Annotated in this window: 21 protein-coding genes and 1 tRNA gene; 16 read left to right on the forward strand and 6 right to left on the reverse strand. The window is 33.3% G+C overall.

What is annotated here, in order from left to right:
- Positions 1 to 3 precede the first annotated feature (3 nt).
- Both pcm and RXO53_RS01550 read left to right on the forward strand, forming a co-directional pair.
- On the forward strand, positions 4 to 684 hold the full coding sequence (gene pcm / locus RXO53_RS01545) for a protein-L-isoaspartate O-methyltransferase (RefSeq protein WP_410712516.1): 681 nt from the start codon (positions 4 to 6) through the stop codon (positions 682 to 684).
- A gap of 245 nt (positions 685 to 929) precedes the next feature.
- Positions 930 to 3,143, forward strand: coding sequence for an elongation factor EF-2 (locus tag RXO53_RS01550; protein WP_410712517.1), 2,214 nt, complete (start codon positions 930 to 932; stop codon positions 3,141 to 3,143).
- On the opposite strand, the gene RXO53_RS01555 is transcribed toward RXO53_RS01550, so the two are convergent.
- The 5 genes from RXO53_RS01555 to RXO53_RS01575 are packed head-to-tail and all read right to left on the reverse strand — an operon-like array spanning position 3,140 to position 6,477.
- The gene (locus RXO53_RS01555) at positions 3,140 to 3,847 is read right to left on the reverse strand and encodes a hypothetical protein (protein ID WP_410712518.1); all 708 of its coding nucleotides are present in this window, start codon (positions 3,845 to 3,847) and stop codon (positions 3,140 to 3,142) included. The two genes, RXO53_RS01550 and RXO53_RS01555, sit on opposite strands and share 4 nt — an antisense overlap.
- A gap of 59 nt (positions 3,848 to 3,906) precedes the next feature.
- Complete coding sequence (locus RXO53_RS01560; protein WP_410712519.1) at positions 3,907 to 4,347, reverse strand: DUF371 domain-containing protein; 441 nt, start codon at positions 4,345 to 4,347, stop codon at positions 3,907 to 3,909.
- Positions 4,348 to 4,352: 5 nt separating this feature from the next.
- Positions 4,353 to 5,057 (reverse strand): ERCC4 domain-containing protein, encoded by a 705-nt coding sequence (locus RXO53_RS01565; protein ID WP_410712520.1) that lies wholly within the window; start codon positions 5,055 to 5,057, stop codon positions 4,353 to 4,355.
- A complete protein-coding gene (locus tag RXO53_RS01570; protein WP_410712521.1) occupies positions 5,038 to 6,072 on the reverse strand; it encodes a DHH family phosphoesterase in 1,035 nt (344 codons plus the stop codon). The genes RXO53_RS01565 and RXO53_RS01570 overlap by 20 nt, the downstream gene beginning before the upstream one ends.
- Positions 6,073 to 6,087: 15 nt before the next feature.
- Entirely contained in the window at positions 6,088 to 6,477 is a 390-nt protein-coding gene (locus RXO53_RS01575; protein WP_410712522.1) for a prefoldin subunit beta, read from the reverse strand.
- 199 nt (positions 6,478 to 6,676) lie between these two features.
- Here RXO53_RS01575 and ndhC point away from each other — a divergent pair, with 199 nt between their 5' ends.
- Genes ndhC through nuoN form a run of 11 tightly spaced genes read left to right on the forward strand, consistent with a single transcriptional unit; the run spans position 6,677 to position 17,035 of the window.
- Positions 6,677 to 7,081: an NADH-quinone oxidoreductase subunit A gene (gene ndhC / locus RXO53_RS01580; protein WP_410712523.1), complete on the forward strand. Its 405-nt coding sequence runs from the start codon at positions 6,677 to 6,679 to the stop codon at positions 7,079 to 7,081.
- A gap of 14 nt (positions 7,082 to 7,095) precedes the next feature.
- Positions 7,096 to 7,734 carry an NADH-quinone oxidoreductase subunit B gene (locus tag RXO53_RS01585; RefSeq protein ID WP_410712524.1) on the forward strand — a complete coding sequence of 213 codons (639 nt, stop codon included), beginning with the start codon at positions 7,096 to 7,098 and terminating at the stop codon, positions 7,732 to 7,734.
- On the forward strand, positions 7,700 to 8,215 hold the full coding sequence (locus RXO53_RS01590) for an NADH-quinone oxidoreductase subunit C (protein WP_410712525.1): 516 nt from the start codon (positions 7,700 to 7,702) through the stop codon (positions 8,213 to 8,215). Before RXO53_RS01585 ends, RXO53_RS01590 begins: the two co-directional genes overlap by 35 nt.
- Positions 8,216 to 8,219: 4 nt before the next feature.
- Positions 8,220 to 9,464 carry an NADH-quinone oxidoreductase subunit D gene (locus RXO53_RS01595; protein WP_410712526.1) on the forward strand — a complete coding sequence of 415 codons (1,245 nt, stop codon included), beginning with the start codon at positions 8,220 to 8,222 and terminating at the stop codon, positions 9,462 to 9,464.
- A gap of 5 nt (positions 9,465 to 9,469) precedes the next feature.
- Positions 9,470 to 10,513: an NADH-quinone oxidoreductase subunit NuoH gene (gene nuoH, locus RXO53_RS01600; protein ID WP_410712527.1), complete on the forward strand. Its 1,044-nt coding sequence runs from the start codon at positions 9,470 to 9,472 to the stop codon at positions 10,511 to 10,513.
- Positions 10,514 to 10,523: 10 nt separating this feature from the next.
- Positions 10,524 to 11,165, forward strand: a complete 642-nt coding sequence (gene nuoI, locus RXO53_RS01605; protein WP_410712528.1) for an NADH-quinone oxidoreductase subunit NuoI — start codon at positions 10,524 to 10,526, stop codon at positions 11,163 to 11,165.
- Complete coding sequence (locus RXO53_RS01610) at positions 11,162 to 11,656, forward strand: NADH-quinone oxidoreductase subunit J (RefSeq protein ID WP_410712529.1); 495 nt, start codon at positions 11,162 to 11,164, stop codon at positions 11,654 to 11,656. The genes nuoI and RXO53_RS01610 overlap by 4 nt, the downstream gene beginning before the upstream one ends.
- The gene (locus tag RXO53_RS01615; protein ID WP_410712530.1) at positions 11,653 to 11,967 is read left to right on the forward strand and encodes an NADH-quinone oxidoreductase subunit K; all 315 of its coding nucleotides are present in this window, start codon (positions 11,653 to 11,655) and stop codon (positions 11,965 to 11,967) included. Before RXO53_RS01610 ends, RXO53_RS01615 begins: the two co-directional genes overlap by 4 nt.
- Positions 11,967 to 13,532, forward strand: a complete 1,566-nt coding sequence (locus RXO53_RS01620; RefSeq protein WP_410712531.1) for a complex I subunit 4 family protein — start codon at positions 11,967 to 11,969, stop codon at positions 13,530 to 13,532. Before RXO53_RS01615 ends, RXO53_RS01620 begins: the two co-directional genes overlap by 1 nt.
- Before the next feature lie 5 nt (positions 13,533 to 13,537).
- Positions 13,538 to 15,580: an NADH-quinone oxidoreductase subunit L gene (locus RXO53_RS01625; RefSeq protein WP_410712532.1), complete on the forward strand. Its 2,043-nt coding sequence runs from the start codon at positions 13,538 to 13,540 to the stop codon at positions 15,578 to 15,580.
- 6 nt (positions 15,581 to 15,586) lie between these two features.
- Positions 15,587 to 17,035: an NADH-quinone oxidoreductase subunit NuoN gene (nuoN, locus tag RXO53_RS01630; protein WP_410712533.1), complete on the forward strand. Its 1,449-nt coding sequence runs from the start codon at positions 15,587 to 15,589 to the stop codon at positions 17,033 to 17,035.
- Between the two features lie 15 nt (positions 17,036 to 17,050).
- On the opposite strand, the gene RXO53_RS01635 is transcribed toward nuoN, so the two are convergent.
- Positions 17,051 to 17,157 (reverse strand) — tRNA-Met (locus RXO53_RS01635).
- 149 nt (positions 17,158 to 17,306) lie between these two features.
- Here RXO53_RS01635 and RXO53_RS01640 point away from each other — a divergent pair.
- The 3 genes from RXO53_RS01640 to RXO53_RS01650 all read left to right on the forward strand — a co-directional run bounded on the left by RXO53_RS01640 (position 17,307) and on the right by RXO53_RS01650 (position 19,470).
- Positions 17,307 to 17,471, forward strand: a complete 165-nt coding sequence (locus RXO53_RS01640) for a ribbon-helix-helix protein, CopG family (protein WP_410712534.1) — start codon at positions 17,307 to 17,309, stop codon at positions 17,469 to 17,471.
- A 70-nt stretch (positions 17,472 to 17,541) separates the two neighbouring features.
- Positions 17,542 to 18,663: a substrate-binding domain-containing protein gene (locus tag RXO53_RS01645; RefSeq protein WP_410712535.1), complete on the forward strand. Its 1,122-nt coding sequence runs from the start codon at positions 17,542 to 17,544 to the stop codon at positions 18,661 to 18,663.
- Between the two features lie 99 nt (positions 18,664 to 18,762).
- Positions 18,763 to 19,470: an ABC transporter permease gene (locus RXO53_RS01650; protein WP_410712536.1), complete on the forward strand. Its 708-nt coding sequence runs from the start codon at positions 18,763 to 18,765 to the stop codon at positions 19,468 to 19,470.

The following is a 19,470-nucleotide window of genomic DNA, read 5'->3' on the forward strand; positions in this document are numbered from 1 at the left end:
ATATTGGATAATTATATTTATCAGCAAAAAATCAGACTAATAAATTATTTGAAAGAAGGTGGCTTTATAAAAACTGAAAAAGTTGAAGAAGCCATGATTAATGTAGATAGGTCAATTTTTGTCCCTCAAAAATATATAAATGAATCATATGAAGATAAACCTTTACCAATTGGGTATGGGCAAACAATAAGTGCGCCAAGTATAGTTGCATATATGACAGAGCTATTAGAATTAAGAGAAGGAGATAAGGTATTAGAAATTGGAACTGGATCTGGCTATCAAACAGCAATATTGTCTTATATAGTTAAAGAAAAAGGCCTAATTATATCAATTGAAAGAATCAAAGAATTATCAGAAATTGCATATAAAAATCTTGAAAAATTAGGTTTACATAAGAATGTTAAGCTTATTGTTGGGGACGGATCTATTGGTTATGAAAACGACAAACCTTATGATAGAATACTAATAACTGCGGCCTCTCCTAAAATACCTAACTTTATATATGATCAACTAAAAAATGGTGGAATAGCTGTTATGCCTGTTGGATCTATTGAAGAACAAAAACTAGTTGTCTTAAAAAAGGATGAACTAGGCAAAATAACTATTGAATATAATATAAGTGTAATTTTCGTACCATTAATAGGGTATAACGGTTTTAAGCTATCAAATAACGAAATTAATTAATGCAAATTTTCATAATCATTATTGTTTATGTTTATAGATTTTTTATGAAAAAGCTACTATTCATATTTAATTAATTTATTTTTAGTAAATTTATTTAAAATTAAAAATCATTAAGAAGATTTTTTAGTATATTTCAATTAGAATAAATCTATGAAATTTAGAAAAAAATAAGCTTAATCAAAATGAAAATAATATTATTTTTTAACCCTTAATTAGTTCTTAATTAAAAGAAGTAGGTGAAAAAAATGGGCGCTAGAGTAAAAGTAATAACAGAAATAGAAAAAATAATGGCAAATATAGAGCAAGTTAGGAATATTGGTGTCATTGCTCATGTAGACCATGGAAAAACTACAACAAGCGATACCCTGTTGGCTGGAGCAGGGATTATATCTGAAAGAGTAGCAGGAGACGCATTACTTCTAGACTATTTAAACGTAGAGAAGGAAAGGGAAATGACAGTAAAAGCTGCTAATGCAAGCCTTTATCACGAATTTAACGGAAAACCTTATGTCATTAATCTAATTGACACTCCTGGGCACGTAGATTTTACTGGTATGGTTACAAGAAGCCTTAGAGTTTTAGATGGAGGAATAGTTGTTGTTGATTCTGCAGAAGGTGTTATGACTCAGACAGAAACAGTATTAAGGCAAGCTTTGGAAGAGAGAGTAAAGCCAGTATTGTACATTAATAAAGTAGATAGGCTAATAAAGGAACTAAAGTTTGGCCCCCAACAAATTCAAGAAAGGTTTGTAGAAATAATAAAGGATGTTAACAATTTAATAGATATGTATGCTGAGCCTGAGTTTAGAAACAAATGGAAGATTAATCCAGCTGAAGGAAATGTTGCTTTTGGAAGTGCAAAGGACAAATGGGCACTAACTGTACCGGATGCAGCAAAGAAAGGCATAACATTCCAACAAATTATAGATGCTTATTCATCAAACAATAAGGATAAAGTTGTTGAACTGTTTAAGAAAGCCCCAATATGGGATGCTTTATTAAATATGGCTGTTAAATTCATACCCAACCCTAGGGAAGCTCAAAAGTACAGAATTCCTAAGATATGGAAAGGAAATCTTGATACAGATTTAGGTAAGGCAATGATGGAAGCTGATCCTAACGGACCGTTGGTATTTTATGCTAATGCAATCAAAGTGGAGAAAGCAGGTATTGTAGCTACTGGAAGAGTCTTTTCAGGAACTTTAGAACCGGGAAAGGAAGTTTATATAGTTTCAAGCGACCGCAATGGAAGAATACTTCAAGTCAGCTTATATATGGGACCATTTAGAGAACTAACAAATAGAATACCTGCTGGTAATGTAGGAGCACTTATGGGCATAGAAGGTCTTAAGTCTGGAGAAACTTTAGTTGAGTTATCATATAAATCTCAAGCAGCACCTTTTGAACAGCTACACTATATTAGCGAACCTGTTGTAACCTCTGCAATAGAGCCTGCAAAGTTACAGGATTTGCCAAAGATGATAGATGCATTGAAGAAGCTAACTTTAGAAGACCCAAACCTGGTTGTTAAGATAAATGAGGAAACAGGAGAATACCTAATCTCAGGTATGGGACAGCTTCACTTAGAAATAGCTATGTGGATGCTGAAAGAACTATATGGGGTAGAGGTAAAAGCAAGTCCACCAATAGTTGTTTATAGAGAATCAGTGAAACAAAAGAGCGAAACGTTTGAAGGTAAGAGCCCAAACAAACATAACAGGTTCTATATAAGCGTAGAGCCTTTAAACGAAGAAACTATAGAGCTTATACATAAAGGATTAGTTAATGAAGATCAAGATCCTAAAGATAGGGCTAAAATATTAAGAGATAAAGCAAATTGGGATTATGATGAAGCAAGAAAGATATGGACTATAGATGAAAATATAAACATATTTATTGATGCAACATCAGGTGTACAATACCTTAAAGAAGTAAAGGATACCATATTAGGAGGCTTTAGAATAGCCGTTAAAGAAGGTCCATTAGCTGCTGAACCAGTTAGAGGCCTTAAAGTATTGCTTCACGATGCTGAAATACACGAAGATCCTGTGCACAGAGGTCCTGGGCAAATATATCCTGCTGTAAGAAATGCTATATGGGCCGCTATGTTAACATCAAAGCCTACCCTTTTAGAGCCTATTCAAAAATTGGATATAAAAGTTCCAATGGATTACTTAAGTCCAGTAACTGCTATAATAACTAAGAAGAGAGGTAAGGTGTTAGATGTAAAGCAAGTAGGTATGCAAGTTTCAGTAAGCGCTGAAATACCTGTTGCCGAAAGCTTTGACACATCTCAGGAATTAAGAGGATCTACAGCTGGTAAAGCTTTTTGGGGAACAGAATTCAGCAGATGGGCTCCAGTACCAGATTCAATACTTGAAGATTTAATTAAGAAAATTAGGGATAGAAAAGGATTACCACCTAAACCTCCAAAGCTTGAAGATCTATTAGGACCTTAGTAAAAAATTTTTGTAAATTTTATTGAGTCAAAAATAACGTTTTCATATTTTTTCGATTTAATTTTTATATAATCGTTTTCTGTTATCAAACCTTGTCTATACATTACAATAGCACAACTTTCAGTTATAACAGAAGTTGCTAATCCACCTTCTGACAACAAATCGACTCCACTATTTATATCAGGAACAGAAAAACCACAATGCCCTTCTGGATGTGTATGCATATTAAAAATTACTCTTATAAAAGGAATTCTTACTTTGAGCAGTTCCCCTTCTAATATTGATAAATAACCTTTGTTGTCATACAAAAATAAAAATTCTATATTTGTTAAGCTAGTTTTCTTTGCGAAGGATTTTATAAGATCTAATTCTGTTTTAAATGGGATATAAGGTATAAAATTATAGACATCTTTTATACTAGTATAATCCTTAATAGTTGGGTCTTTTTTTATTGAAATTTTTTTGCCATCGATTTCAGCAAAATAGTCTTCAAATTCCCATGGAACATTAACCTTAAGATCTATTATGCCTTCATTAATTTTTTTAAGCATTAATTTTAAATCCGTAACATCTCTTTCTACTTTTGCATCGAAAAGGTTGTAATCTTCATCATAAGTATTCTCTATTTGAATTATTAATAGATTAATAATTGATAGTATTTGAGAAGCATTAGTCTTCTTTAATTCTTGATACTTTTTGCTCAAATTTTACCCTCACTTTAGTTCTGACTAAAAATTATCATAGGTATAATATAACTTTTTACTTAGATTTTAAGGGTTGTAATCATAATTTTAATCTCTTCGCTTCTTCTGAGATCATCAACTAACTTTCTATTCAGGTCTATTGCAGCTTTATTACTTTTTATCAATACAGTTGCAGGCTCTATATAATTGCTCTTTCTAAATATGATTTTGTTTTCATGAGAAAGCATAATGCTTTTATCGCCATAACCTATTAAGCTATCACAATGATTATTTGTGCAGAATACAACTAGTATTTTATTATTATTTTTTATATCTTTGGCTAGCCATTCAGGAAAATCTTTTGCAGAAACTTCAGATTTTATTCCTATTATACAATCTCCTCTTGTTGTAAGAAAATTATCTTTAGTAATTTCTATAGTAGATTTATGTGTCGCCCTGACATTTTCATGACCATAAGCCTTAAATACAAACCACTTAGATACATATTCAAAAGGACTCAAAATTATCAGCCTTTATCATCATAATAATTTTCTAGAGAGCTGTATTCTTTGGAGCCTTTTTTATAAGGTATCTTTATAAGTTCTTTAATTTTTGATGCCTTTTTTTCTCCTATTATGCTCGCTAATTCAGAGAGACTTGCGTTAAAGAATTTCTCTAAAGAGCCGAAATGATCTAATAATTTTTCAGCATTTTTTTCCCCAATACCTGGAAAAGATTGCAATATATAAAGTTGCCATTGCCTGTTTTCGTCTAGCTTAGGTTTTTTATGTATAACTGATTCGTTATTTTCTTTATTTAAAAAAGATTTTCTTACAATAGATTCTATATATTCTGCTGTAGACAATTGATCCAAGCTCCAAAGAACTTTAGCATTAAATTCCATTATTAGGGTTACTAAAGCGGCTTGTATTTGTTTCTCTCTATTTCTATAATATAGTAATGATTTTTTAAAATCCCCTTCAACAATATAAATTATGTTTTGATATTTTGCTAGCATTCTTTTTGCCTGTTCAAATAATCTTCCATCAAATAAAGATTTTACAAAGTCAGGAGCACTTTTTCTTTCTATAATTATCCCTTCAGGTATCATATAGTCCCCTTCTTCTAATTGTCTCCTAATTACCATAATGCCCATCGATTCTAATAATTTTGGCACACCAGATGTTTCTTCTCTAGAATCTGCATAAACTCTATACTTTTTTGCTTCCATTTTTTATTTCACTTTTGTTGCACACGCCATTTATAAAATTGATTAAATAACTGAAAAATTTTTCCTTTTCAATATTAACATTTTTTGGAAGGGAAACTATTGAAGCCCCTCTATGACCTCCACCTTCCCCTTGAAACTTTTCCCCTAATATCTTGGCAATATAAGATGCGTCTATCCCATATAACAAAGCTCTGTCGGAAATTCTAATAGAAATTCTGCTATTATTACTCTCTTTATTTTTTATAACGAAAACGACGTCAGCCCCGTTTTGTATAATATTGCTTGACACTAAAGATTCGTAAGAACCTATTTCCGTTAAGGCAACAATTAAATTCCCGCAAGCTTTTCCAACTAATAGTCTAGAAAGGCCTTTAAGTTTTGCAATTCTAACTGAAAAGTCCTCTTCAAAAGATCTAATAATATTGTAATATATAGATATGGATTTTTTATAATCTCCATGCTCTGTTAAAAAAACTAAGGATTCAAATGTATTTTTTCTAGCCCTTTCTAATTTGTTGCTATCAAATATTATGCCCAATATGGCTAAGTTTGAAATACTTTCATTAAATGAAAGATTCAATTTGTTTGAAAACGTAACAGCTATTTCTGTTGTTGAGGAAGCTTCGCTATCTATATAATACAACTTTGAGTTTTTATGTAATTCCCCTTCAGAATGATGATCTATTAATATCAAAACCCCTCTTCTTGGTTTAGAAATAATTTCTGAGACCTGTTCTATGCCTCCTGCATCTAAAATAATTAGTTTGTCATAATCCGAATTGCATTCATTAATATTAATATTTAATTCTTTTAATGCTATTTTTGATTCCTTTGATAAACCAGGTTTTGTATCGATGCAACAATTATCATTATACTTTTTACATATTTGATATATAATTAAAGAAGAGGCTAAGGCATCTAAATCTGCATTAGAATGAAAAGAAATACCTATTTTGCCGTTGTTTATTTCTTCGATGAATTCTGATAAAAAATTTTGTGAATTGGTTTTTATCAAAATAATTACCTATTCTTAACTACCCGCTCCCCCAATTCCTCCTTTGCTCACAGGGCTCCCAATACCTGATAGCAATTGTTTTAATTCAACTGCAATCTTGTCTATTTGCTCTTTTACCATGGATTCCTGATTTTTAAGTGCTTTTATCCTTAATTCTAAGTCCTCCTTCTTAGTTTCCAGCTCTTTCTCTAAATCTTCCTTCTTGCTCTTTACTAAGACAAATCCTGTCATTTTGTAAAGTTCTGCATCAGGTCCCAATAGTTTTAATTTTTCTAATACTTTTTCAATTTCTCCTAGTGATGATTCTGCATTCATCCTTTCTTGGACTATAACATTATATGAATCTCTTAACTGCAAATATTTATTATATTTTGCCTCAGCTTCAGGCGGAACTCTTTCTACCAATTTTCTCCCCATAGTTTTTGTTATGCCTCTTCCTTTTATTTTTACGTTTTTTCATTCAAGTTTTTTATCTAGGAGGATATTATTTTTGTTTTTTCAAAAACAGTTTATAAAGATTTTTCAAAAACAACTATACAATGCAAAGGTAAAAAAATAAATAAAACTACTAACACTTATTTGATACGTGAAGGGTGGATTTAATTTGTCAATAGCCTATAATACATTTGTAATAAGCGCGAACTCAATGATAGTAGTGCCAATAGTTGTTTTCTTGTTATTAGTTGCGGTAATATATCTTTTGAAATGGCTATTAAAGGCTAGTGAGGAAGTAGAGAAAACAGAGCCTTATAAGAAATTACCTTTTGAATCTGCTAACCCACCGAAAGGAGTTGGTAAAGGAAAAGTTTCTTTCCAGTATTTTGGATATTTAGTCATGTTCTTAGCTATGGAGCCTGCTGTTGTTCTTCTAACCTTTATAACTATTGTTCCTAAAACATTAATATTTCATGCCCTTCTATTATACTTAGTATTAGTTTTAGTATTTGCGCCTTTGTTAGCATATGCGGCATATGAGGCTAAAAAAATTAAGAAGTGGATATTAGATTGAGGTGATTTATGAATATGAGTAAAAATGAGGAAAAAGGGAATGGGGAGGAAAAAGGTAGAGTCTTTATAGGAGATTTAGATACTGTTGCTGAGATGGCCAAAAAGACTCTTTTAAAAGGAACTATTGGAAAGATGGTTGATTGGGCTAATGCATTTAGCTTATGGCCTGTTCACTTAATGACTAGTTGTTGCGGATGTGAAATAGGAGCTGCATGGGGACCCAGATTTGATAACGAAAGGTATGGATCTCTTCCATGGGTTTCTCCAAGGCAAACAAACTTAATTATTGTAGAAGGTACTGTTACAAAGAAGATGGCTTGCTCTGTTAGGATTACTTGGGATCAAATGCCTTATCCTAAGTTCGCAATTGCTATGGGTGCATGTTCATTAGATGGAGGAATATTCTATAACAGCTATAATATAGTTAGGCCATGGCAAGTCATACCCATAGATATTTACATACCTGGATGCCCTCCAAGGCCTGAGGCAGTATCAAGGTCAATTATTGAATTGCAAAAATTGCTAAGGAATAAATCTATAGCGACTAATTGGCTAAAGGAAGCAAAGCGTGAGGATATGAAAAATATCATTCCTAAGGAGGATTTGTGTGGTTGGAGAGGTGAAAAAGTTGATATCAATACAAGATTTACTTAAAAATGTGTTAAAGGATAATATAATTAGCATTGAGCAAAACAAAGGGTATTTAGACGTATTGGTATCAACAGATAAGTTAGTAGATTCTGCTAAGAAACTAAAGGATTCTGGATTTGATCACGTGAAATCTGTTACAGCAGTTGATTATATAGGAAAAAAACAATTTAAGATAACATATCATATTTCAAGCTATTTAAATGAAGAGCTTTCAAAATATATTATAGGATTATCAACTGTAATTAATAGAGATAACCCTCATGTTCCAAGCTTATCTAAAATATGGGTAAGTGCAGAATTTCAAGAAAGAGAAGTTTACGAATTCTTTGGTATAGTATTTGATGACCATCCAGATCTGCGTTTGCTATTGTTAACTCCTGTAATAGCGGCTTTGAAACCATTAAGAAAGGACTATGTTGTTAAAGAAGAGAGCGATGATATAGAAGCTGATTATATAGCATATAATACAAATAAATGGTGGTGATATTATGGAAGCAAGTAGTTCCGGAATTCCTCATTTACCTGGCATGGAAATTAGTGAATTGTCTAAGAACACCTATGAAGTATACATAGGACCAGCTCATCCTGGTTCAGGACATATGAGAATTATAGTAGAAGTAGATGGAGATATAATGGTAAGAGTAGATCCTGATATCGGATTTGTCCACAGAACAATGGAAAAGCTAGCAGAAGGTAGGGATTGGATAAAGAATATTCCTTTATTTGAAAGGATGGCAATACTTGATGCATGTAATATAACTCTTCCATATGTTGAAGCTGTAGAAAAATTATTAGGCACAGAACCTCCTGAAAGAGCAAGGTATTTAAGGACATTACTTTGTGAAATAAATAGGATAGCTAGCCATCTATATGGCACAGGTATATTTGGAGTATTTTTAGGGCATTCCACACTTTATATGTGGGCATTTGGAGATAGAGAAGTGTTTGTTGATTTAGCAGAGCAAATGTCTGGCGCTAGGTTAACTCATTCGTATCCTGTTTTTGGTGGAGTGAGAAGAGATATACCAGATGATTTTCCAGAAGGAGCTAGGAAGGCTACTAGGTATATGAGGAACAGGCTTAATGAATACGCAAAGATTTTCTTAAATAATCCAAATATAAGGAGCAGGTTAGAAAATGTTGGAGTAATGTCAAAGAATTTAGCAACTGAATTAGGTATTGTAGGTCCTAATTTGAGGGCTAGCGGTGTAAGATATGATGTAAGACTTAACGATCCATATGAAGCCTACGGAGATTTAGAGTTTGAAATACCTGTTTTTGAAGAAGGGGACTCTTTAGCAAGAGCATGGGCAAGGATAGAAGAAATGAGGCAGAGCCTTAACATAATTGATAAAGTTGTTGACTGGCTTGAAAAGCATCCAAGGGAAAACTTCATGCATGAGAAGTTCTGGAAGACTGCTCCAAAATTATATAAAGATGTTTATACAGGCCAAATAGAATATGCTGGCAAATATAGGATAAAGCTGATGCCGTTGTTTGCTTCTCTCAAAGTACCTCCAGGAAAAGCTTTTGCAAGAGTTGAGGCAGGAAGAGGAGAAATGGTTTATTATGTAGAAAGCGATGGAAAGGACGTTCCGTATAGAGTAAGAGTTGTGTCACCTTCTTTCAGGAATGTGATAGCGTTCAAATACTTAATGCCAGGTCATAGGTTAATGGATCTACCAGCAATATATGGTAGCTTTGATTATTTCCCACCGGAATGGGATAGGTGATTTTTATGAATGTATGGTATTTAGTTTATAGGGTAATAATTGATGATATAATATTTTATCCTCCAGTATACCAGTATTTAATTATACCTGGATTAATTGCAGCCCTATTAGTTGCTTTGTTTATAATATGGTTTGAAAGAAAAGCTGCGGCATTTGTGCAGATGAGGTATGGGCCGAGAGAAATTGCCCCAAGGATTGGAGGGGCTATACAGCTGGTTGCTGATTTAACTAGATACGCATTGCAAGAAATTATTATTCCTGAGACAGTAGATGCATTGCCTTATATATTATCACCTATAGTAATGATAATTTTGGCTCTATTACCTTTAGAGGCAGTTCCTTTAACTTCAATCAGGACTTATTTTCCAATACCGCCTGATTATAGCTTATTAATAACGGTAGCATTAAGCACATTGTCTCCGTTGTTTGTAGTTTTGATGTCATGGGCAAGTAATAATAAATTTGCCGTTGTTGGAGGAATAAGAGAGTCCTTCATAATAACAGCATATGAGTTGATTGCAGTTTTAGGATTTTTATCTGCTGCAGCTATGACCCAATCCTTTAACATAGTAAATATAGTAAATATGCAAATGTCCGGAAAATGGTTAGGATTATTGAATCCAATAGCTCTGCTAGCTGTTTTCATAGCTGTATTAATGTCAACAAGCGGATTCCCATTTGAGATACCAGATTCAGAAAGTGAGTTAGTTGCAGGTCCTTACACTGAATACACTGGATTATTATATGGGCTTAATATGGGAGGAGGTTATATAAAAAGGTGGGTCTTTAGCATCTTAATTGCTCTAGTATTTTTAGGAGGCTGGGCACCATATAAACCAGTACCGGGAATAATTACTGGATACTTTATACCAAGCCTTATTGTATCGATAAAGGCATTAATAGTTATGGCTATAATGAGTTTCTTGAGAAGCGTTTATGGAAGGTATAGAGTTGATCAGGCTTTAGGGATAGCATGGGAAATTCTGATACCCTTAACATTAGCTGCATTTGGTTTAGGCTTAGCAGAGGCGTATTTTGGAGTTATATGAGGTGAATTAAATGCCGGCAAAAGTTGCTTTAAAGAGGAATCCTAAAAAGAATCCGTTAGGTAGGGTTTTTGCAGGTAACATAGGAGCTTTAGCTATAGGTTTAAAGTATTTCTTTGACCCTAATAGGATTACATTGTTATACCCTCATGAATATATAAAATTAAGGCAAGGTTATAGGGGATTTATAGTTTTAATCCAAGACAAGTGTATTAGTTGTTCTTCATGTGCTAGAATCTGCCCGGCTAGAGCAATGAAGATGCTATCTGTAAAAGTTTTTGATAAAAGGTTAAAGAAAGAGATGGTCAAAAAGTTCCCAGTTATAAATTATAATAGGTGCATATTTTGTGGTTATTGCGTAGATGTTTGCCCAACAGAGGCATTATATCATGTTCCATATCATGATTTGGTTTATATGAACATGCGTGACATGATATTATCCTTAGAAGATTTTCAAAAAGAACCGGAAAATATTTCAGCGAAAGAAGGTGTACCAATTAGATATGTATTTGATGAGAAAAGAGGTTTGGTAAAATTAAGGCAAGAGGAAAAAGTAACTGCTCAACCAGTGGAGCAAACTAAGCCAGATACAACAAAACAGCAAGCAAGTAATCCTGAGCCTAAGTCAATTAATAAAGGAGGTGCAAGCCAATGAATCCCACACTTTCTTTGCCATTATTTGCTTTATTATTGGGAGTTGCAGCTATAATATCAGCATATTATGTTATTAAAGTAAAAGACTTAGTTTATGCTAGCTCAATGCTGGCAGTTTTAGCATCTTTAATAGCTGCATTAGTTGCATTGTTAGGATTCGGAATAGTATCTGCATATCTGGTTTTGGTTTATGTAGGGGCAGCTGTTATGTTTATAATAATAGCAATTTCAATGATAGGCGTTAGAGGAAGGGAATCTAAGGAACCCTTTTTGGGTTTTGCTGCAGCATCTGCAATAGCTGTTACAATAGGTATAATAGCAATAGCTGGAAAACTCTATAATTTGTATTCATATCCAGAATACGTTTCAGTTACTCAAGCTGCATCAGGTCTTTTGTCTAATTACTTGCCAGTAATAGCATTAATAATTATTGCCCAGGCAGCTACATTGGTTGAAGCTATAAGCATAGCAAGGAGGGGGGAAAAGGAATGATAATTATAGATCAATTAACTGGAGTTATAGTTATGATAGTATCAGCAATAATTATAGGTATAGGAGCATACGGTGTTACTTCTTCTAGAAGTTTATTTAGGCAGCTCCTATCTATAGAAGTAATATTTAATGGTTTATTGGTTTTGGTTTTATCCTTATTATCTTTTAATGCCGTAATGGCAACTTATTTTGGTATAGTTATAATAAGTGTTGTTTCAGCAGAAGTAATAGTAGTAGTTTCCATTTTGGTAGCATATATGAGACAATCCAAATCAGTTAGTTCAGAAGATCTTGAAGAAGGAGGTGTTTGATGGTGTTGTTATCGTTTCCAGCTTTATGGTTAACTATTTTGTTGCCGATATTGCTTGGTATATTGGCTTGGCTCCTCGGTAAATATGAGAGTGCCGTCAAAGCTTTAATATACTTGTCAGGATTTGTATTATTAGTCCCACTAGCGTTAGTATTATCTTATTACGCAACTGGAGAAATATCTAAAAGTATAGTCGACCCCGTATATATTAATTTTATGTCATACAGGATAGGAACCTTTTATCTTGGCATAGACGGTTTATCTGCACCTATTGTAATTGGTATATCAATAGTTACAGCTTTTGTATCATTTTATGGTATTAAATATATGACCAAAAGGATTGAAGAAATGAGAGAAGAGAATGAAAGGGTTCCTAATTTAGGTGCATATGCTTTCTTATATAATATATTTGCAGTTACAATGCTTGGAATAGCTTATTCTAGCAACTTAATTGAATTTTACGTATTTTTAGAAGGTACATTAATTTCATCATTTTTATTAATTGCATATTACGGTTACGGCGATAGGAAAAAGATTTCTCTACTTTATTTTGTTTGGACCCACATTGGAGCAGTATTATTATTAACAGGTATTTTATACTTTGGGTATTTAGTTGGTTCATTCAATTATATGACACTATCAAATGGTTCTTTAGTCCCTGTAGGGTCTGAAGAAGCTATATTGGGTAGCGCAACAACAGTTATAGCTCTTTTAATGCTCATTGGTCTCTTCGTTAAGATGGCAGTATTTGGAGTTCACATGTGGTTGCCATATGCACATGCAGAGGCGCCTACGCCTATTTCAGCCTTATTATCACCAAACTTGATAGGCCTTGCCGGATATGCTATTGCTAGATTTGTTTTCCAGTTTTTCCCAACTACTATGCTAAGTTGGAGGCCGTATTTGTTAGGTCTCGCATTTGTTACAATAATATACGGAGGACTAGTTGCTTTAAGGCAAAAAGACTTTAAGAGATTTTTAGCGTATTCTAGCATAAGCCAGATGGGCTATATGTTATTAGGATTAGCTACGTTGACATCATATGGTATTATTGGGGCTATGCTGATATATTTATCTCACGCCATAGGTAAGGCAATATTATTCATGTCCGCAGGAGTGTTTATTACAGAGCTTAAAAATCTTAGGGATATAACTAAAATGGGAGGGCTTGCCAGAAAATATCCTTTAACTGCTGCTTTAGCTCTATTTGGATTTATGAATTTAACAGGATTGCCGCCTAGTGTCGGTATGTGGAGTGAAATATTAATTGTTATGGGATTAGTTCAATCTTATATGTTAAATAATTTGGCTTCTCTTATAGGTTTTACTGCGTTGCTTATAGTTTCTCTAACATTAACAGGTGCATATTCGTTTATAATGATGAGGAGGATATTCTATGGCAAATCTAGAAGTAAAATAGAAGGTAAGGAAAGCATAGATGTCTTTAAATTGTCTATATTAGGCGTTGCTATATTTGGTTTTGTGTTTTTCTTGTTTATAAATCCTCTTATATCAAGCCTAAATACATCGGTAATAACTTTTATAATATCATTTTTAGGTAGGTGATTAAAATGATTACTGTATATTCAAATTGGTTTGAATGGAGTTCAATATGGCTTTCTCCATTTATAGGAGCAGGTATTTTAGCCTTATTATGGCTATTAAATGTCAGAAATGAAAAAGTATATGATATAATAAGCGTTTTGAGCATATTTATATCATCAATAATATCTTCAGTAGCATTATACGATGTTTTAATAAAGCATGAAATAATAGTTGCCGAGACATCATCGTATTGGGTAAGCCTTCTTAAAATTAAAATTGGTACATATTTGGATGGTTTAGGAGCAATTATGTCTACAATAGTTTCATGGCTAAGCTTTTTGATAGCAGTATATAGCATAGAATATATGAAAAAAGATTGGGGAGTTCAAAGATATTTCTTCTTTATATCATTTTTCGTTGGCAGCATGCTTTTGTTAGTGACTGCAAGTAATATGATATTAATGTTTATAGGATGGGAGGGAACAGGCCTTGCAAGCTATGCGTTAATAGGTCATTGGTATACTGATGAAGAGGAGTATTGGGTAGGAGTCCCAGGAAGAAAGGCATTAGGATTACCAATGTATTTCGAGCCAAGCACGAGCGGTATAAGAGCTATTTTGTTTACTAGGGTCGGTGATGTAGGTTTCCTAGTTGGATTTACCTCATTATTTTTCATTGCAAATAGCTTTAGCATTCCTACTATAGCCTCTACTGCAGGCACTTGGATGGGTTTACTAGCATCTAAAGGAATGCTAACTGCATTTTTGCTCATATTTACACTCGGTGCATTAGCTAAGAGTGCACAATTCCCGTTCCACGAATGGTTAGTAACAGCTATGACAGGTCCAACACCTGTTTCAGCATTGATACACGCTGCAACAATGGTTAAAGCAGGCGTTTACTATGTATTGCGTTTTGCTCCAATATTCTTCGTTGGCGCTATAGCTGCAAGTTCTTTAGCAGTGACGCAAACACAGGAATATTTCTATATAGTTGCTGGTTTAGCTGTTACAACAGTATTTATTATGGCAACTATGGCTATAGTAAGCAATGAGTTTAAATTAATTTTAGCTTATTCAACTGCTGAATACTTAGGGTATATGATATTAGCTGTCGCAGCAGGAGGATTATTTGTTGTAACGCATAATTATGCAGCTATGGCAGATGCAGAACTAGCAGGCATAGCAATGCTTTTAGCCCACGCAATATTTAAAGCTGCACTATTTTTAATAGCTGGTTATGCACTGCATGTAACTGATAGCAGATTTATCGATAACATGGGTAACTTTTCTAAATATATGAAAATAACAACAGTATCAATGTGGTTGGCAGGCCTTAGCTTAGCAGCAATACCTCCGTTTAGCGGTTTCTTTGCAAAGGAATTAGTTTTAGAAAACGTTGCGAAAACTGGCTATTTAGGAATCTACATATTCGCAGTTTTGGCAGTGTTTTTCACGGCAGCTTATATATCTAGGTTAATTATAAGGGTATTCCATTCCCCACCATATCAAGAGCCTAAAGAACATCATTTGCATGAAGCGCCAGTATTAATGCTTGCCCCATATACAATATTGGCTTTAGCAGCACTTATTTTAGGTATTTTATGGTTCTATACAGGTAAGGGATTAGAAATAGGGATATTTGAAACCCTTGGTATACAAGCATCTCCAGTATTTAATGTAGTTGTTGATGCTTCAACAATTATTATAACTACATTGATTGTTATAGACTTTGCAATAATAGCCTACCTCTATTTAAGAAGGTATGACTTTATGGGTATGCTAGATAGAAGCTCTGTTCTAAAATCATTACATACTTTCTTATATGATAGGTGGTTCATAAACTCAGCTATCTATTATTTGTTTTTATATTCATTCATGGGCCTATCATGGTTAATGGGAGTTATCAACACAGCCATAGATCTGTTCTACCATTACGTTATACCTAAGGCTGGCGAATTAGCATCGAAAGGATTAAGGGCATTTTTCAGAGGGAGGACTGATTATTTAATAGCCCTTTACATAATTATGGCTAGTATTGTAATATTGATTGTATTCTTTGGATGGTGATAAATGATGTGGGAAAAAGGAATTATTGAATTTTTCTTATATCTTACACTAGCAATGGGTTTAATTTCTCCTATATTAGGTGTAAAGAATGATAAAAGTGAATGGCCTGCAATAATAGGAATTGTAGGAATAGGTACATTTTTTGTTGTATCAATATTATCATTATATGCTAGCTTTGAAAATTACCTTGTATTTTATAATGGATTAGTAATTCAAGATTCTTTCACTTCTCTTATATTGCTAGGTTCATCGATAGCATCTATAATTTACATAGTTGCAATAGGCAATGACGGACTTAAATGGTCTAGCAGACCTGCACTATATAGTTTAATACCTCTAGTATTATTTGGTCTGTTTTTCTTATCAGGATCGACAGATGCATTAATGATATTGGCATCATGGCTTTTAGTTTCTGTTGCCAGCTATGTATTTGTTTCTTTACCTGATGGAAAAGAAAGCAAGGAAGCGTCTATAAGGTATATTATGGTAGGTATGATAGGTACTTTAATATTAGCCTTCTGGGTAGCAACATTTGCAATATCTCCAAGGCCTGATTCTAGCAACTTCTTATTAACTTCTTTAGTTCCTACAACAAAATTTGGTTTTAGCGTTGCTGGACTAACAATCTTGTTGCTTATTGCAGCGTTAGGATTTAAGGTAGGTCTATTCCCATTCCATTGGTGGCTACCGAGCGTATATGGAAGAGGAGATGGTAGAGGCATATCATTTGTTGCAGGTATAATTAAGTTAGGATTCGTAGCCGTTATAACGAGGTCAATAATTATAATGACATCTTCCATTAATGGTATAAGTTCAATAGCAGGTTACGCAGCTCTTTTAATAGCTTTCTTATCAGTTGCAACTATGATTTATGGTAATATAGCTGCTTTAACAACAAGAGATTTTCAAGTAATATTATCATATAGTAGCATGGCTCAAGTTGGTTATATTTTTGCAGCCATAGCTGCTGCAGCGTATTTTTCAGGTAACTCAGAAATGAGTCTTCTAAGATTGGCCTTATTTGCTGTTGCTTTACAATCAATAGCGTATGGTATTGCAAAGACGCCTTTATTTGCTTTCGTCGGAAAGACAAAAAGAGAATTGAGCGATTTGCACGGATTACTTTCTTCAAATCCAGCTGCAGCCATATCTGCTTCAATATTACTTTTCAGTCTTTTAGGAATACCACCATTGTTAGGATTTTGGGGGAAGCTTTATTTGTTTTTATCGGCATCCGGTTATAGTATATGGCTTGTATTGATAGCGTTAATAAACAGTGGAATAAGCGCGGTGTATTATATAATAGCATCAAGAGAGATATTGTCTAAAGGTGAAAATAAGATAACTGTTGGAAAAGGGTATACAGCAGCTTTAATTATTTCAGCTTTAGCATTAATAATTATTGGTTTATATGCGCCGTTTCTGTTAAAGTCTATAGTAAACATATATTATTAATTTTTTTTTAAAAAATGCCGCCGCCGGGATTCGAACCCGGGACCTCCGGATTACCCAGGCTTTATCGATTTCGGTTAAAGGCCGTATGAGTCCGGCGCTCTAACCTCCTGAGCTACGGCGGCCCATTGTTAATTGAGAAGTATGTTTGAAATTTAACCTTTTCTTTAGAATACTTTCGGTAAAATTTTATTATTTTCAATTAATTGTATAGTTATGTTTATACTCGGGTTGCTAAAAAGGATCATAGGTATTACTTATGATCGGTGAGACTATGAGTGAACTAAATAGAAAAGTAGAAGAATTAAGAATAGTGAGTTTTAGAATAGATACAGATACGTTGTTTAAATTAGATAAGATGACTATAAGAACAAAAAGTAATAGAAGTGAGGTTATAAGGAAGGCAATAGAGCAATATTTGAGAAACGAAACCAAATAATTTTTATATATTGATAATCGATACAATAATTCATTTATGAATGAACATATTATAAATATTTAGGGAAAAAATGGCAAGCGTTTGGATTTATTTGATAACAGGTTTAATAGTAGGATTAGTAATAGGAGCTAGTATAGGTTATTATGCTGTACCAAAAACAACTAAGACTACAACTACTCAACAATTAAGCGTATTCACAGTAGGAGCTGCTGGTACATTAAAGTTTGCCTTTGGTAAATTAATTAATTTGTTAAGTGAATATAATGCAGGATTAAGCGTCGGAACTCCTATGTTTAAGGGTAGCGGAGAAGTTGCACAAAATGAGAATACAACTAAGGAATTTAGTATAGTTGCTTCTGCAGACACAACAACAATTCCATCTGTTTTATTTCCAAATGTAGCTAATTATGAAATAGCTTTTGGGGTAACTCAAATGGTTATAATTGTTGATTTGCAAACAGCATCAGGAAGGCAAGTATATAGTTTGTGGAAAGAGTCTCAAAATATGCAACCTTTATCAAGCCAATGGAACCAGACGTGGAAGGAGATATTTTCAATTATTGCTTTAAATCCATCTATAGTTGTTGGAGTGTCCAATCCATTTACAGATCCTAGCGGGTACCAAGCACAATGCGTCTTGAAGCTAGCTGCTTTATCATTTTTCAATAATGCATCGTATTTATATGATTCAGTTTACAATAACCCTTCGAAATATCAAATGAGAAATACTGAGACAGATTTGTTAACATTGATGGCAACAAACAATTCAATACCTTTTATATTATCTGCATACATGTCTAATGCATTGCCTCAAACAGAGAGCTACCAAAGTGAAGGATATAATATTACATACATAACTTTACCACCATTAATAAACCTAGGAAATTTATCTTATGTAAACTATTATCATAACGTCAATGTTACTTGGTCAGAGTTAGGTCAAACTAAGACTTTTACATGCAATCCCGTTGTATATACAATAACTATACCTAAATATGCGCCTAATCCTCAAGCAGCAATTAACTTCATTCTATTATTATACAGCCCACAAGGACAACAAGTATTAAAGAATTATGGCATACAACCCATAGTGCCTGGAGTAGTCTATGGAAATTATTCGAGCGTGCCATCTATAATTAAACCCTTTGTTATTCCAATTAATCAAACCAATTTGATGAGCATATTCCCATGAGTGAAAGAATTGAGGAGAATACAATTATTTTTTATTTTTTCTTTTCTTTTTTCTTTAATATTTTTACTGTTTTTTATATATCCAATTACAGTTCTTTTATTGGTAGGAAGTAAAGGTATAATATCATCGTTAAAAAATGTTTCATTTCTTTCAGCTGTCTACGTTACCTTAATTATATCTACTACAGCAGCAATATTTGCTGTAATATTTGGTTTGCCTTTGGGATATATAATAGCTAGATATGAATTTAAGTTTAAGAGTGTAATAGAAACAATCATAGATATACCAATAGTAATACCTCATGTTGTAGTAGGAATAATGATAGTATTAGCCTTTTCATCTCAATACGGTTTAGGCCCTTTTTTGCATAAATTTGGGATTAACGTCTTAGATACATTATTGGGGGCTATATTAGCTGTTTCCTATCTCTCTTCAACGTATACAATTAGAATTATAGAATCTTCAATAAAAATGATAGATCCTGAAATAGAACTTATATCAAGGAGTTTGGGCGCTTCTCAAATGAGGACTTTCTTTAATGTAATTTTGCCAAATATATGGAGATCTGTTGCAAATGGTGCTCTTTTAACATGGGCTAGAGCAACATCAGAGGCAGGGGCTTTATTTATTGTAGCTTATTATGTATTATTAGGCAAAACAACAGTTTATCCCTCTTCTGTATATATTTATGAAAGTTATGTAGGCTTAGGATTAATAGATGCAGTAAAATTTTCTGCTGCATTATTGGTAATAGTAATTGGGATATTTATTATTTTTAGGCTAATTTTGAACTTGAGGAGAGAATGA

This window comes from Caldisphaera sp., assembly GCF_046536515.1.
GTDB lineage: Archaea > Thermoproteota > Thermoprotei_A > Sulfolobales > Acidilobaceae > Caldisphaera.